Origin of the sequence: Lentisphaera marina (genome assembly GCF_028745505.1) — a bacterium.
GTDB classification, from domain to species: Bacteria; Verrucomicrobiota; Lentisphaeria; order Lentisphaerales; family Lentisphaeraceae; genus Lentisphaera; species Lentisphaera marina.
On sequence record NZ_JAQZZL010000002.1, the window covers coordinates 1,388,855 to 1,404,854 of the forward strand.

At 40.1% G+C, this 16,000-nt stretch carries 12 protein-coding genes; 8 read left to right on the plus strand and 4 right to left on the minus strand.

Annotation, left to right across the window (positions count from 1 at the left end; genetic code table 11):
* Nucleotides 1-62 precede the first annotated feature (62 nt).
* The 8 genes from PQO01_RS16560 (at nucleotide 63) to PQO01_RS16595 (ending at nucleotide 11,636) form a co-directional block, all read left to right on the plus strand.
* The gene (locus PQO01_RS16560; protein ID WP_274315217.1) at nucleotides 63-707 is read left to right on the plus strand and encodes a hypothetical protein; all 645 of its coding nucleotides are present in this window, start codon (nucleotides 63-65) and stop codon (nucleotides 705-707) included.
* A gap of 191 nt (nucleotides 708-898) precedes the next feature.
* Entirely contained in the window at nucleotides 899-2,452 is a 1,554-nt protein-coding gene (locus PQO01_RS16565; RefSeq protein ID WP_274315218.1) for a sulfatase, read from the plus strand.
* The gene (locus PQO01_RS16570) at nucleotides 2,449-4,302 is read left to right on the plus strand and encodes a DUF1549 domain-containing protein (protein WP_274315219.1); all 1,854 of its coding nucleotides are present in this window, start codon (nucleotides 2,449-2,451) and stop codon (nucleotides 4,300-4,302) included. Before PQO01_RS16565 ends, PQO01_RS16570 begins: the two co-directional genes overlap by 4 nt.
* Before the next feature lie 6 nt (nucleotides 4,303-4,308).
* Entirely contained in the window at nucleotides 4,309-5,589 is a 1,281-nt protein-coding gene (locus tag PQO01_RS16575) for a DUF1501 domain-containing protein (RefSeq protein ID WP_274315221.1), read from the plus strand.
* 93 nt (nucleotides 5,590-5,682) lie between these two features.
* Nucleotides 5,683-6,351: a 3-keto-disaccharide hydrolase gene (locus tag PQO01_RS16580; RefSeq protein WP_274315223.1), complete on the plus strand. Its 669-nt coding sequence runs from the start codon at nucleotides 5,683-5,685 to the stop codon at nucleotides 6,349-6,351.
* 572 nt (nucleotides 6,352-6,923) lie between these two features.
* On the plus strand, nucleotides 6,924-10,235 hold the full coding sequence (locus PQO01_RS16585) for a DUF7133 domain-containing protein (protein ID WP_274315224.1): 3,312 nt from the start codon (nucleotides 6,924-6,926) through the stop codon (nucleotides 10,233-10,235).
* Nucleotides 10,236-10,324: 89 nt separating this feature from the next.
* Nucleotides 10,325-10,636: a hypothetical protein gene (locus PQO01_RS16590; protein WP_274315225.1), complete on the plus strand. Its 312-nt coding sequence runs from the start codon at nucleotides 10,325-10,327 to the stop codon at nucleotides 10,634-10,636.
* A 157-nt stretch (nucleotides 10,637-10,793) separates the two neighbouring features.
* The gene (locus PQO01_RS16595; protein ID WP_274315226.1) at nucleotides 10,794-11,636 is read left to right on the plus strand and encodes a carboxylesterase family protein; all 843 of its coding nucleotides are present in this window, start codon (nucleotides 10,794-10,796) and stop codon (nucleotides 11,634-11,636) included.
* A gap of 17 nt (nucleotides 11,637-11,653) precedes the next feature.
* Here PQO01_RS16595 and PQO01_RS21680 read toward each other — a convergent pair whose 3' ends face one another.
* The 4 genes from PQO01_RS21680 to PQO01_RS16610 form a co-directional block, all read right to left on the minus strand.
* The gene (locus PQO01_RS21680; RefSeq protein WP_420792937.1) at nucleotides 11,654-11,815 is read right to left on the minus strand and encodes a helix-turn-helix domain-containing protein; all 162 of its coding nucleotides are present in this window, start codon (nucleotides 11,813-11,815) and stop codon (nucleotides 11,654-11,656) included.
* A 281-nt stretch (nucleotides 11,816-12,096) separates the two neighbouring features.
* Complete coding sequence (locus PQO01_RS16600) at nucleotides 12,097-12,783, minus strand: type II secretion system protein (RefSeq protein ID WP_274315227.1); 687 nt, start codon at nucleotides 12,781-12,783, stop codon at nucleotides 12,097-12,099.
* A 181-nt stretch (nucleotides 12,784-12,964) separates the two neighbouring features.
* Nucleotides 12,965-14,350: a hypothetical protein gene (locus PQO01_RS16605; protein ID WP_274315228.1), complete on the minus strand. Its 1,386-nt coding sequence runs from the start codon at nucleotides 14,348-14,350 to the stop codon at nucleotides 12,965-12,967.
* Between the two features lie 174 nt (nucleotides 14,351-14,524).
* Nucleotides 14,525-15,997: a sulfatase-like hydrolase/transferase gene (locus PQO01_RS16610; protein ID WP_274315229.1), complete on the minus strand. Its 1,473-nt coding sequence runs from the start codon at nucleotides 15,995-15,997 to the stop codon at nucleotides 14,525-14,527.
* Nucleotides 15,998-16,000: the final 3 nt, after the last annotated feature.

Sequence of the window (16,000 nt, forward strand, 5' to 3'; positions counted from 1 at the left end):
ATCCTCAGATTACCGCCTAATTTCAGCTTAAAATAAACTTAAAAAAGTCTTGATATATAATAATGTCTACTGATCAGCAACAGTTGCGTTTAACGCGTGAAGAAAAAGATTTTATCCAAACAAAAATCAATAAAGTCAATGAATTAGAAGCCTTGATTCAACAAGGTAAAGTTGATCAGACTTCCACCGTAAAAGAAATTGATCAATTGCTGGAAGAAATAGCTCAGGTCACTGATCAGGCTTTAGAACGCTCTAGTGAAAACGACATCCCTCTCGAGGCTAAAGAATTACCCCTACTCAAATCCACACAGAATTTAGGTGTTAATCAAAACGATCTGATTAACAAGGTAAAACAAGAGACTATTCAAAAAAATCTATCCCAAAATATTGATAAGAAGCCTTCTCAAAAACACCTTAGAGCTCAAAAAAACAATGCTTGGGACGAGCTCTTCAAAGAAGAAGAACAAGAAGAAGTCATCTACGAAAAAGCTAGAAGCAAGAAAAAGAAATTAAAGGTCGGCTCTCGTAAAGTGACAAGGTCAAAACCTAAACGCAAAGCAAAGTCATCTTTGCTTAAAATTTGCTTCACCTTAGCTGCCCTAGCCTGTACGTGCCTTTGGGCTTACGATCACTTTTTGAATGAATATAACTTAATTAAGCAGATAAAATTTACTATCAGTCAAATTCTTGAACCAATCATTAAATAATGCTCAGAAAGAAGGAAAAAATAATCCTCAAAAGCAAATCTATGATTATATAAATGTTCAGGTATATTTTATAAAACAGCTGAGTACTAGCTAGCCAAAATAGAATCTTCTAAAAAACTTTCTAAAAAACCGTAATAAATACTTCAGAATACTTATATACATCAAATGGCATAAGAAATCACAGGATGAACATGAATATTTTTTCTAAACTTTTATTCACTAATTTACTCATTAGCTCAATTTGTCTCATGGCTCAAGAAAAGCCTAATTTCATCTTCATCCTAGTCGATGACATGCCCTGGTTTGGAACTTCCGTTGAGCAAATGGAAGGTGAAAGCTCATCCAAAATGGTTTACAGAAGAACTCCACATATTGCTAGCATCGCAGAAAATGGCATGACTTTTTCAAATGCCTATGCAGCTGCAGGAATGTGTGCCCCATCCAGATCCTCAATTCAAAGTGGCGTTAGCCCAGCAAAAACACTGTTCAGTGGCAATGGCGGATTTGGTGAGAAGTCACCAAAAGAAGTTGAGTACCCGATCACTAAAAAAAATGAAAAATGCCTACTCATTGAGCCCACTCCTCTTGGTAACATCAACACTAAATATCCAACAATCGGAACTTATCTCAAAACTCAAGGCTATGCTACCGCGCACATTGGCAAATGGCATATCTATGGTGGTGGGCCGGAAAAACATGGCTACGATGTGAGCTCCGGCGAAACAAGTAATGACGAAGGCTCTCCAAAAAATATCACTGATCCCAATGACCCGAAACGAATCTTTAGTATAACAAAAGATTCCATAAAATTTATTGAGAAACAAAGTAAGAAAGAAAAACCTTTCTTTATACAAGTTTCTCACTATGCAGAGCACTCTGCTCAAATGAGTTTACCAGAAACATTAGCTATCTATGAAAAAGACCCAGCCATTAAGGCTATCAAAGATAAAAAATTTAAAAAAGAAGTTATTACTCATGGTTCTGCTGTGACCGACATGGATACATCTATTGGGATGATCATCGACAAACTCACAGAGCTCAATATTTTGGAAAATACTTACGTCATTTTTACTTCCGATAATGGCAAAGGTTTACTTCACGATAAACGCATACTTAGAGGCAGTAAATGGTCGCTTTGGGAAGGAGGCATCCGCGTTCCATTCATGGTCATGGGGCCAGGAATTGAAGCAAAAAGCCGCTGTACAGAAAACATTATCGGTTACGACATGCTTCCGACTCTATATGAACTCGCTGGAGGCAGCACAGAAGACATGCCAAACATTGATGGCGAGAGTATTGCCCCTCTTCTCACCCAGGCTGAAGACCATTCATTCCCAGCTAATAGAGCACTCTACTTTCACTACCCGCACTATAGAAATAACACGCCTCAATCCATGATTATCAAGGGTAACTTCAAACTCTTCCGATTCTATGAAATCCCTGGTCAACCTTATTTATTTAACCTCAAAAATGATATTTCAGAAGAAGTTAACCTCGCCTCTCAAATGCCTGAAAAAGTTCAGGAACTTCAAAAAAACCTTGATCAATACCTAGAAAGCTCCAAAGCTTATTTACCTAAACCGAATACTGAACTCGCTGAGACTGTTGAACCCGTCAATGTAGACAAACTTTTCCCTCCACTATCTGCCATGGGGGAATTTGATCAGGAAACTGCTAAGAAGAGTAAAAAAGCAGCTGAGAAAAATGAAAAAATTAAAGAAGATAACAAAGAGAGTGCTTCGTGAAAAAACTCATCATTTGTCTTTTAGCTGGAGCTTTTATAACTCCAGTCTTTGCTATTTCTAAGCAGACACAAACTAAAATTGCCTACACTATTGACAAATACGTTCTCCAAGGCCTCAAGGCTAACAACAAAAAGCCAATGCCTGCGCTGGACGACGAAACCTTTGTAAGAAGAATTTACCTTGACATTGCCGGTCGGATCCCTACCTACTGGGAATACCAAGATTTCATGAAGATGCCGGTAAAAACACGTCGCTCTGACATTATTGACAAACTCATGGATTCGCCAGCCTATGTCAGTCATTTCTATAATTACTGGGCGGATACGCTCAGAGCCACCACATGGATGAAAAAATCCGATGGTGGGCCCTACCTCCACTGGATAAAAAAGAGTATTGCCGATAATAAACCCTACAATCAATTTGTTTATGAACTCGTATCTGCAGAGGGTCCGCTCTACAAGCCTGGCAATGGCGCGGCAGGCTATTATTTACGCGACTATAGAATGCCCCTCGATAATGTAGCCAGTACTATGCAAGTTTTTCTTGCCACGAGTATGGTTTGTGCACAATGCCACGATCACCCTTACAATGACTGGTCGCAAATGGATTTCTACAAAATTGCGGCTTTCACTCATGGTACAGAGACCAATGCTAAAAATGTTGACATCCACACAGTAGCTAAAATACAAAATCACATGAAGCAATCATCTAGTAAGTCTAACAAAGGCAAAATTAATGATACCGCTTTACGTCCACTCTTTTTTGGGACTTATAATAGTGGCACGGGCAAAATCAGACTTCCTGCCGATTATGATTACGACGACGGCAAACCTAAGGATATCGTTCATGCTGGTGTTCCTTTTGCCCCCGAAGTGAAAATAAATTACGATTCAAGTAATGGTGCTGCTAATCGCCCCTACAAATTTAAGTTTGATAAAAAGAATACAGACACCCAAGTGAATTCCCGTAAATACTTTGCCAAATGGATTGTCTCACCTGAAAACCCTATGTTCACAAAAACCATTGTCAACCGCTTGTGGCACCGTATCATGGGTGCACCACTCATTGGTGAAAATCTGGACATCACTCCAGACGAGTTTGGCAAAAACCCTAACTTAAGCAAGTACCTCATCAAAGTCATGAACGGTCTAAAATACGATCAAAAAATGTTCATGAAGGTCATTTATAAAAGTCGAATCTACCAGCGTGCCAGTCATGATCAAATTCCAAACGATTATCTTTTCGGCGGCCCTATCATGAACCGTCTGAGTTCTGAACAAATTTGGGATTCACTCATCGCAATCCGTTCAAAAACCCCTGATGCCGGACTAGATGTTCCAGATAAAGTCATTGCTCATTATGTTTACGAAAACCTCGCGAGGAAATCTGTTGCTGAAAAAGCTGAATATATGAAAAACAGTAAATCTGAGATTAAAAAAATAGAAAAGTCTCTTGAAGAAAATCAAAATTTTGGGAGATACAGTAAAAGTAGAAAACTAGCTCGAGCCTCAGAAGGTAGGTCCCCTGCAAGCAGTGGTTCTATGCTTCACATCTTTGGTCAATCTTCCCGCGAAGTTACTGACGACAATAAAAAAGAAGCCAACATTCCCCAGGCTTTAGCATTATTAAACGATGATCAATTCAGCTTCAACAAAATCTCGACCTATGATTTAATTCAACAGACCTCTGACAAAGAAGAACAGCTCAAGCTTATTTATATTTCTCTACTTTCTCGCAAGCCTAATGAGCATGACTTAAATGTATTTAGACAGGCCATTTCCAATGGCTTCACGGTTGACGATTTTTACTGGACTTTGCTCAATTCATTTGAGTTTAAATTAAAGAGGTAAGATGTAATGAATAAGAAAACACAATTTACCAGAAGACAATTATTAAAAAATGGAGCTACAAGTGCTGCTGGCCTTGGTCTACTGCCATCCACTGCACAAGCTAATTCAGAACTTTTTGACGCGAGTAAAGCCACTGCAAAATCCGTTATTTATATACATGTTGATGGCGGACTAAGTCATGTTGATTCCTTTGACATCAAAGAAGCCAATCGAGATGCCATGAAAGCATCAGAACCCATAAAAACTTCTGCAGATGGGATTCGTATCGGTAAATATTTCCCAAAACTGGCAAAACAGATGCATCATTGTGCAATTATCAATTCTATGAGTAATACTCAAGGTGCCCACAAAGAAGCCAATTACCTACTCAACACAGGTTATGAACAGCGTGGTACCACATTGCACCCCGACTTAGGTGCCTGGATTGCACGCATGGCCCCACGAACTTCAGGAGAAATACCCCCTTTTGTCAAAATTGGCCGTAGTAGCAGTCTCGGTTCTGGTTTTATGGGCAGTAAATATGCCGCGCTACCAATAGGTAACCCCCAGCAAGGACTTCAAAATATTAAACGTCCCAGAGATGTTAACCAGGATCTATTTCATCGTCGTCTAGGTCTTATGAATTCTATCAATTCGGGTTTTGCCGAAAAACATAAACACCAACTCATCGATGACTACAGACAAACCTACTACGATGCTATTAAACTCATGCACAGCAAAGATCTAGAAGTCTTTAATATCAACAAAGAAAAAAGTTCAGTCTTTGATATGTATGGCAATGAAGAATTTGGACAAAGTTGTATCTTAGCTAGACGATTAGTTGAAAAAGGTGTTCGCTTCATTTCGCTTGCCCATAAAGGCTGGGATTTTCACTATGGGATTTATGATGAATTTGATGAATATGCAAATAGCCTTGACCAAGGTGTGGCAGCACTCATTAAGGACCTAGAAGAACGCGGTCTTCTAGAGTCAACTTTAGTTGTAGTCAACACCGAATTTGGCCGTAATCCTACGCTCAATGATCGCGCAGGACGTAACCACTTCCCCATTGCTTATAGTAGCTTCCTAGCTGGCGGAGGGATTATTGGTGGTCAAAAATATGGTAAAACAGATGAAATGGGCCAAAGAGTCGTATCGGGAAAAGTTCGAGTTTCTGACTTTAATGCGACCATCGCAAACGCAGTTGGTTTAAATCTTAAACACGTTGTCATGGCCCCCGATGGCCGTCCATTCACAGTGGGCGACAAGGGCCGACCCTTAACGCAACTGTTTAAAAAGCCTTCCTAACACTATTGATATATATTAAAAAGTCCTGCGAACTTTAATTAGCTTTAAAAGAAACACTGGAAGTTCCAGCTTTAAAAAATTAAGGATCTACAAATGAAATTATTATTTATTCTCAGCTTAAGTCTAATCAGCACTTTGATTGCTGAAGAAAGTAATTGGCTTGAATTATTCAATGGTAAAAACCTCGATGGTTGGACTGAGAAAACTAAAGAAGGTTCCTTTCGAGTTGAAGACGGAGCCATTATCGGAACCGCTAAAAGCGGCCTAGGAACAACCTTTTTGTGTTCAAACAAGGACTACACCGACTTTGAACTAGAATTTGAAACTAAGCTCATTAATAACGAAGTGAATTCCGGTGTACAAATCCGTTCGAAAACTCAAGAACCAAAAGGCTCACAGAAGTATGGCTCCGTTTGTGGACCTCAAATCGAAGTAGGCGGTCGCAATTATGCCAAAAATAGTTCTGGCTACATTTATGGTCAGGCTTGGAAAACATGGCTCACTCCCAAAGAGCAACGTAAACCCCATCAATTCTTAAAAGATGGCGAATGGAATCATTTCCGTGTAGTCGCGTTAGGTGATCAAATCACTACTTGGCTTAATGGTAATAAAGTCATTACAACAACCGTCCCAGCAGAACGCCACTCGACAAACTCCAGCGGTTTTATTGGCTTACAGATTCACGGCATCAAAAAAGGCACCGGTCCTTTCCAAATTGCCTGGAAAAACATCAAAATTAAAGAAATCAGCTCAAAGCAATAAATTTGATCATTTTATTGCCATTAAGCACAGCATTTTTTATCAATCTTCACCACACATCCACACTTGACACTAACACGTAGAATCCCTTCGGAATTAGTAATTACATGGCGCAGCCATGATATATATTAGCCTAGGGTGTCAGTGGCTGTGTGAAAAACACACTTTTAGGTGCAACGCACCGACAGAAAGTAGCGCGCAGCGATAGCTGCACGTAAAATATAACTAAGGGCACAAGGTGCAACGCACCGACACAAGATCTTGTATGTGTCGGACTTACAGCCCTCTGTGTTAGTAGGTATGACAACATGCACCTCACGGTGCACGCTATAATCTATCGGGCCTTCAGCCCTTTATATGATCTATGTTTATATTTTTCACACAGTCTCGTCAACCCTAGGAATACAATCACCCACGCCCCTCATGGTAAAACCATGACAGATTAATGAACTCTATCCCTAATCCCCAACATAGTAGCCTACTAAAAAGTACATTTTTTAGCTTAAAGAGCATAATATCATAGTCCTAATGCTTATAAACAAGAAAGAACATTTTGAATATAAGCAGGTTTCCAAATGCAAGATAAACGTAAATACCTACAAAGAAACTTTAGATCATTATTACTCTTTACTGGTCTTAGTCTTTCTCTAAGCTCATTAGCTCTCGACCAAGAAACAAAAGACAAAGTCATTGCAGCGAGTCAATCAAGTGAAGCAGTAAAAGTTAAATCAGCTCGCAAGCTACTGGCACTTAGTTCGGGTAAAAACACTCCCCTAAGTCACTACGCCCTGCAGCAACTAGGCGAACAAAAATCAGCTTTCACCGTAGATTTCAGTTCAGACCTCTCCAATTTAGACTTGAACACCTTAAAAAAATACGATGGTGTTTTCCTCAGCCAAAAAATAGCTGATGATATTTTCAAAAGTAAAAAAAGCAAATCAGCTGTACTGCAATACATCAATGAAGGTGGCAAACTGATTGCTACTGATGAGGCTATCGAAAGTAAATCTTCCGAATTCCATTCATTCATTGGTGCTGCAAGTAAAAATTACCCTTGGGATGAAAGTGGTACCTGGAGCATTGTCAACGAAGCTCCAAGCTCAGTAAGTACCAAGCACTTTGATCAACTCTTTAAAATCAAAGACCGCATCTATGCCCTCAATGATTTTGATCGTTCAAAAATGCGCATCCTTCTAGCATTAGACTTCGGGGATAGGCTTACTACGGGAACACATTCCAAATTGGCCGATGTCCCTGTGAGTTGGGTAAAAGAAGTGGGCAAAGGTCACATTTTTTACACCTCTCTAGGTTTTAATGACGAAACTTGGTATAACAAAGACTTTTTACAGCACCTACTCAGTGGCATCCAAATGACCCTTGGCGATCTACAAGGTGACTTCAGCCCCATAACAAAAAAGCCTCGTTCTCCGCATATTGCCAAAGCACTTCCCTTGACTGAAGAAGAGTCTATGAAAACTTTTGAAATTCAGGATGGCTATAATATTCAACTCAGTGCGGGAGACAAGTTCCTGAATGAACCCGTTCACATCGCCTGGGATGGTAATGGCAACCTCTATGTAGCACAAATGCAAACCTACATGCAGGATGCTGCTGCAAGTAGAGAAAAAGATCCCGTCTGTACCGTTCTCAAACTCGTAGATAGCGACTGGGATGGCGTTTACGATAAGAAAACAGTTTTTGCCAAAGACCTCATTCTTCCTCGTAAGTTGCTCTGTCTTGATGGCAAAATCATCATTGGTGAAACTGATACAACGACTCTATATGCCTACGAAGACACTAACGGCGATGGCGTAGCTGATAAAAAAGAACTCTTTTACAAAGGTGGACCTCAGGGCGGAAATATGGAACACCAGCCCCAGGGTTTCATGTGGAATTTAGATAACACTATTAATGCTACCTATGGTCTAAGTTATCGCTATAAAGACGGAACCTTTACTGAGCTTGAATATAAAGCTGCCTTTGGTTCACAATTCGGGCTCTCACAAACTGAAAGTGGTCAAATTGTTTCCGCTATCGCGGGTAACGAAAAAGCCACCATGCATTTTCAGCAACCACACCTTTACGGCGGCATGGAACTTGAAGGAGAAAAATCCAAAGAGTTTTATGAGCTCTGGCCTATCGATAGTATGCCTGACTCACAAGGTGGACTCAAAAGAATGCGTGAAGACAACACCCTCAATCACTTCACGGCGACTTCTGGTGCAGAATACTACCGCGGTGGTGTTCACAGCGATTTGAAACACGATTTTTTCCTAGCGGAACCCGTTGGCCGCCTCATCCGCCGAGCAAAAATTGAAAATAAAGGAGGCATGCGCATTCTCCACAACGCCTACCCGAAAAAAGAATTTATCCGTTCAACAGACCCAAACTTTCGTCCGGTGAACCTTGCCACTGGTCCCGATGGTAATCTCTACATTGTCGATATGTATCGCGGCATTATCCAACAGGCTGCCTATGCACGTCCCGGCATGTATATCTACCGTATCAACGACGTTTATGAACTGGACAAAAACATTGGTCGTGGCCGTCTTTACCGAGTCACTAAGGAAGGTCAAAAAAGCTTTTCTAAGCCAAATATGCTCAATGAAAGTAGCCAGCAACTTCTCGCTCACCTAAGTCATAAAAACGCCTGGTGGAGATTAAAGGCTCAAAAGCTCATTATTGTGAGAAAAGATCTCTCTGTCCTCACAAAACTTCAGAATATGGCTATAAATTCAAAATCAGAATTGGCACGTCTACATGCCTTATGGACGATTGACGGTCTTGGAAAAACTAATTTTGACATCCTCAAAAAAGCAGTAAAAGACTCAAGCCCTCTCGTTAGAGAAGCGGCTATTCGACTCTCTGAACCTTACCTAAAAAAAGATAAATCTGCTATTGCTGGATTCATTCCAATTAAAAGTGAAACTAACAGTCAGGTTCTCGTACAAATAAAAAACTCACTCAGAACACTTGGTCAATCTGACTTACTCAAAACTTTGTACGATACGCACAGAGACAAACACTATGGTCTTGGTCGCATGGAGCAATATCACGCTCAACAAGCTAAAGAAGAGGCTGAGAAAAAACTAGCCCGTAAAGCACTTTCGGCAGCCAATGCGGAAACTATTGAAAAAGGCGCCGCTCACTACAAGGCACTCTGCCAGAACTGTCACGGAAAGGATGGTATGGGCATGAAAGCTGGAGAAATTCTTTTAGGTGCACCTCTTGTGGGCTCACCCCGTGTACTCGGTGATATACAGCGCCTTACAGCAATTACTTTGAATGGTCTCAAAGGTCCTATCGATGGAAAAGACTACGGCGTCATGATGCCTCTAAATAACAATTCAGATGAATACATTGCTGAAGTCTTGAGTTTTATTCGTCATAGCTGGAATAACAAAGCTTCTATTGTCACCACAAAAGAGGTACAAACCACTCGTAAGGATCTTAAAAAACACAAAGAAATGTTCACTCTTGACACGCTTTATGATAGATACCCTTCATTGCTAAACAATCACAAAAAATGGAAATTAAGTGCCAACGTAAACAATGACAAAAACTCTTTGGATAAGCTTAAAAAAGCTAATAAACGTTGGACGAGTATGAAGCCTATGGTCAAAGGTCACTACGTTCAAATTCAACTGCCGGGGGAAGCCGAAATCAAGGGTCTTCAAATGATGACTAATGAATCAGCAGAATATGAAGTCCAACTTTCGCTGAATGGCAAGAACTGGACCAAGGCTGGAATTCTCAAAAGTAAAAAAGGTATTTCCTCATTAAGCTTCAAAACAAGCAAGGCTAAGTACCTTAAAGTAATGACCCTTACCAAGGCTGCTGACTCCTGGTTTATACGTGGGATAAACCTGATGACTACAAATCAATAAGTTTACTTAGAAGGACTTGTTTAAATCAAGTCCTTAATAAGTGCTCCGAATTCATATTTTATAACTTAACCAACAACAAAAGGAAAAACATGAAAACCATTATTGCCCTATTAGCATTCTTACTCTTTAGTTTGTCAGCTACTGCCGAGACCTTTGCCGATAAAGACACTGATCAAGATGGAAAACTTTCGCTTAATGAATATGCTGGCGATGATAAAAAGCTGAAAAAGAATTTTAATAAGCTCGACCAAGATGCCAATGGGGTCCTCAGTGAAGATGAATTCGCTGCTGATGATGCTGGCGATGAAAAGAAAGCTAAGAAAGACAAAAAGAAAGATAAGAAAAATAAAAAAGATAAGAAAAACAAAAAAGATAAGAAAGGCGATGATAACAACATCTAAAAAATTTCTTATTTAGAGACTTTATAGACTCAGGATTAAGTCAGTCTATTTGTCATAGATCAAACATCAGATTTTCGACACATATTCAAAGCCCTCAAGTAATTGACCTGAGGGCTTTTTATGTTAATTTTTCTAAAAAAAATCCAAATGAGATACAATGAAAAAATTATTAGTCCTATCACTATCACTGTTGTTACTAGCTTGTAATTCAAATTCACGAGAACGATTCGAAAAAGAAGATAAGGCTCAAAACACCGTAAAATTGACTAAAGGTAAGGCTTTAAATCGCTCTTACTTTTTCAAAGAAGCTAACAAAGATCAAACTTACGTTCTATATATCCCTACAACTTACGATGCTTCCGAAGTCTCTCCATTAATCATATTATTACATGGCCTGCGCAGTAACCCAAAGCAAATCATCAATTACAGCGGTGTTATTTCTGAAGCTGAAAAACGTGGCTATATAATTGCTGCTCCTTTCGGATACAATGACCGCGGGTGGTATGGCAGTCGAGGCAAAGGCAAGAGTGGCTTTGCATTTGGAAAAGCAGGCGATCCTGAGAATCTTGGGGAGTTGAGTGAGATGGACGTGATGAACGTTTTAAAAATTGTACAAAAAGATTTCTCGATTGACTCAAATCGAATCTTTTTGATGGGACATTCTATGGGGGGAGGAGGTGCTCTATATTTAGCTTCTGAACACCCAAACAAATGGTCTGGATTGGCATGTCTCGCCCCCGCATTTCAAAAACAATCAACAAATCTCGAGAGGGCAAAGCATCTCCCTGTATTCGTCACTACAGGAGACCGAGACTTTTTAGTTCCTGTTCGTGGGGTACGCCGTTGGGTTGAAGATATGAAATCCTTAAATATGGATGTGCACTATAAAGAAATAAAGGGAGGAAATCACTTTCGTACCATAACTCGTAATCCTAAGATGATTTCGGAGGTCTATGACTTCTTTGATAAATACGACAAGAAAAAAGTTTCTAAACCCTAAGAATTAAATTATAAACTTTACGCTTGATACTTGTTCCGAAATTGAGTCGGACTCTGCCCTACAAGCTGTTTAAAGTGGCGAGCAAAATAATTTTGTTCAGAAAAGCCACATTTTTCTGCGATTTCCGCAACTGATAGCGAAGTCGATCTCAATAATTTACAGGAAGCCTGAATACCTATACTACTTTGGGTCTACACAGTGAACCCCGAGGGAAACATCTCTCTTAAGGTCCCCCTCAGAAAGGGCGTAACATGGGAAGTAGGAAGTCATTAACTCAAAGCCGTATACACGCCCTCTATTTAATCTCATAGCTAAGGGCTTTTTAATTCGTTTAGAAAGCTCTATGGCCGGTACTTAGTTATGGGACACAGCAACTAGCTAAGTAATCATCGGTCAATACGTTGATATTGACCGATCTACTTTATTTTGAGAAGTTCGCACAGCATGATTTATACAGAGCTCATTCAAAATCATTTCTGGATTTAAACCAAGGATTGATATATTCACCATGGCCAATCGTAAAAGGTTTAACACTACCATCGATATACAGTCCTAAAGTTTTATCAAAATAATCATAATTGGCATGATCAGCTGATGAGGCATCATAACTTGTATTACCTATAGTACTTTGTGTCTGAGTCGAGTTCATAGCGTTTCCTGGAACGATAAACGGTTCGATTTTTCCTTTTCCCGCTAGACGAGTCAGCTTTACTCGAGCTTTTCTATTAAAGTATTTATTCATTCCATAATCTGTTCGACCATTTCCATGATGCTTTGCTGGGCCACGAACAGAGCGCTGCAAAGGACAGAAGAACATATCTTCGTATGAACTACCAGCCATTTCTTCTTTAGCCGTATTCCTATCTGAACTGAATTTAATACCTGACATACTTTCATAATAGTAGCGTGGGTAATCATATTTTTGATCGTCAGCTTCACTCGACCTGCAAAAATATTGGTCATTATTATCTGCATACATAAATGCAGCCGCATGAATTTGCTTTAAATTATTCATTGAGTGCACAATCCGCGACTGCTTTCTAGCTCTGCTCAAGACAGGTAATAATATTGAAACTAAAATCGCAATTATTGCCACCACCACGAGTAACTCTACAAGTGAGAATCTAAGCCTACTTATTTTTATCATGCTTTAACCTTATTTTATATACCATTAATGGTATATATGAGGTTTTTTGTTATATTACGCTAATATTTTTATGTTAATCAAATTTTAACTAACTTTCTGAAAGAAATCCTAATTGAGTGGGTAACAGTAGCCAATAAGTATAAATATCGTCAATAGTAATTTATTTTCCGATTCTCTTAAATTACTTACCGAGTCGAATACTTTTAATCTTTACCCATGCGCCCTTTTCCGTCTTTAAACTAGGTTTAAGCAAAAGGTAGTTCATGGCTCCCTCGTAACTCTTGGCAGAGGAGAGTTTCACCTCATAAGTACGGAATTGGCCATCACCCTTGATATCAAAATGCATGCGATTTCCCGGGGCAAAATTGGGTTTATAATTTTTACCATCGTAGTGACTCCACGCTACATCTGCCTTTTTTTGACTGCTTTTGAACGCGGCTTCTATATAAAGCTTCGGAGCCTCTTCAGCCTGCCATAAAGTCGGTGGACTCACTGCAGTCATGCCTTGTTTCGAGAGATCGAGTTCAATAAAGCCTTTGATGGGCCAACCCGCATCAGTTCCCTGATTATTCGCTGCACGGTAATGCCAGTGCTGACGGTCTTTAGCAAATACCCACTCAGGAGTTTTTGCATCTTTACCCTGCTCAACTGCGTAATCGCGAATTTCTTTTAAGTTACCCAAAATCAAGGAGTACTTGTAAGTATAGACAATATTGTGGTCAAGAATCTCAGTCTGTATTGGAGCAATATAGCCAGTGGGTGAATCATTCGTACCACCTTTGCCTTCTTTACCGGCGAAGCCACCAATAAAATAGGAATTGTTAGGCTTATAAATCCCCAGTCCCCAATCATCGTCATTTACGAGAGCCGCCCAATTCTCGGTAGCCAGCCAATAAGTCCAGGGAAAGCCTTTGCCCTGCTTTTTGGGGATTTGAGTAATCTTATCTCCAGTAAAAGGTTTTGATCCACTGTAGGTCATGAGTCGGTAGTAAGGGCCATTGGTGTAAACCGCCGGAAGTTCCTGATGCTTTGCTTTATATTTGGTCTTATCGGATCGCGCATTATTCAAGCGGGCTTTAACTTGAACAGTATTACCCTTTAATTCGATCCAGCATTCATAGCTGCACTCACCAGGAACATTGTTCAGTGGCCATTGCATGGGGGTACATTTTACGTAGATGCTACTACCTGTCTTCTTAAATGCGGTCACCTTGGAGCCATTACCAAAATCGTCACCAGCCTGAATGGGATTCCAGCCAATATGTTTCCAATGATCCTTAGGCTCCCGTCCCTTTTCTGTGTAAGGTGCGGGGTAAGAAAAAAAAGACATCTGAATCTGACGTCCCCAGTCCCAGTTATTAATTATATTCTCGCCACCTTTAGATTTGGAAATGTAGGTAATCGCTCCTCCAAGATCGGGACTGACCCCCAACTTAATGATGCCGTTATCTATGAACTCAAGTTTTGATGTATCAAACTTCTGCCTAGCCAAAACTGCTGGCGAAAATGCAAGCATAGCAACTAGCACTAATATCATTACTTGAACTAAGCGTATTCTAACTTTCACTTTATATATCCTTTAAATTGCCTAAAATTAATGAACTGAAGAAAACATTGATCCACTACTTGTTCTGACATGTCTATTTTCATATTCCTATGGATAAGTAAGACTAATTCAGGACTTATTATTGTTTCTTTGATGCTATTTTTTGAATAAAATCGTAAATAAAGCTGCTAGCGTTTATTTTTTGTTCTTTTTAGTCTTTTTGTCTTTTTTCTTCTTAGTGCCCTTTGCACCTTTCTCAGAAGCTTTAACTGAGCTACCCGCTAGACGTTCAATTTTGAAGTTTTTCTCTGCAAGATTTGAAGCATCACCGGCCGGTCTGCAGTTCTTATTAAATTCAGCCATGAACTGATCCATTTTTTTCTTCAAAGACTCGGCGATCTCGGGATGATGAGCAGATACATCAGTCGTTTCTCCGATGTCTTCTTTAAGATTAAAGAGAGCTCCCGCCTTGGCTGCTTGCAGTCCATACCAATCTTCAGGTTTTTTGTTATTGTAGGGATTTTGTTGTTTCGCATAATATTTCCAGCCATTGTGGATAATGGTCTTGCCAGGGACAATTTGCGTATCACGCAAAGCTTTGCTTTCTTTATCTCCAAGCAACTGTGGAAGAATATTAACACCATCTATCACGCGATCGCTAGGAATATCAACTCCTGCAATTTCGCAGAAAGTTGGCAGCATATCAATAATGCCGATCATTGCATCACTTGAGGCATCGACCTGTACTTTTCCGGGCCAACGAATAATAAATGGCACGCGCACACCGCCCTCAAAATCAGTCCATTTACCATCTCTCAAGGGACCGCTCAAACCAACGTCATAGCTTTTCTGACGTTCAACTGGGGGACCGTTATCTGAGGTAAAAATAACAATTGTATCTTCCTTCAGTCCCAATTCATCCAGGGCATTCATTAAATGCTTAAACTGCCAGTCGATTTCGTGAATGACTTCACCGTACTTACCGCGTTTCGATGTACCCTTAAATTGCTCAGAAGGAAAATAAGGAGCATGAGGCATGGGATCTGAATAAACCAGGAGGAAGGGATCCTCTTTGTGTTTCGTCATAAAATTGATAGCTGCTTTCACCATCCCCGGTGCCTGCCCTTCGGTCTTTTGAACTTTACTGGCGAGCTCTTTTCTATTTTCTACGAGTGATGGTTTTTCTGAACCCTCGATAATTTTGAGAAAGCCATAAAAGTAATCATAGCCATGATTTAAGGGGTGAAAAGGTTCCCACTCACCCAAATGCCATTTGCCAACGAGGGCTGTGTGATACCCCGCCGTTTTCATTAACTCGGGAAGTGTAATTTCCGCAGGGTTAAGACCTATGGGGCCCTCTCTGTGTTTGTAAATAACTTGTGGCAAACCAACTCGATGAGCATAAGAACCCGTCATGAATGATGCTCTACTGGGGCTGCATCGCTGATGGACGTAGAAGCTGGAAAATTTCGTACCCTCTTTTGCCAATTGATCAATTGCTGGTGTGTACTGACCTTCAGCTCCGTAACAGCCGATATCACCATAGCCGAGATCATCGGTAAGATAAAAAAGGATATTGGGCTTTCTTTCAGCCTGCAAGCTCAAGGCTCCCGTGAAAAATACGAGACACGCCAGGGATTTAAAAAAATGTCGATTCAGTTTAATCATAGT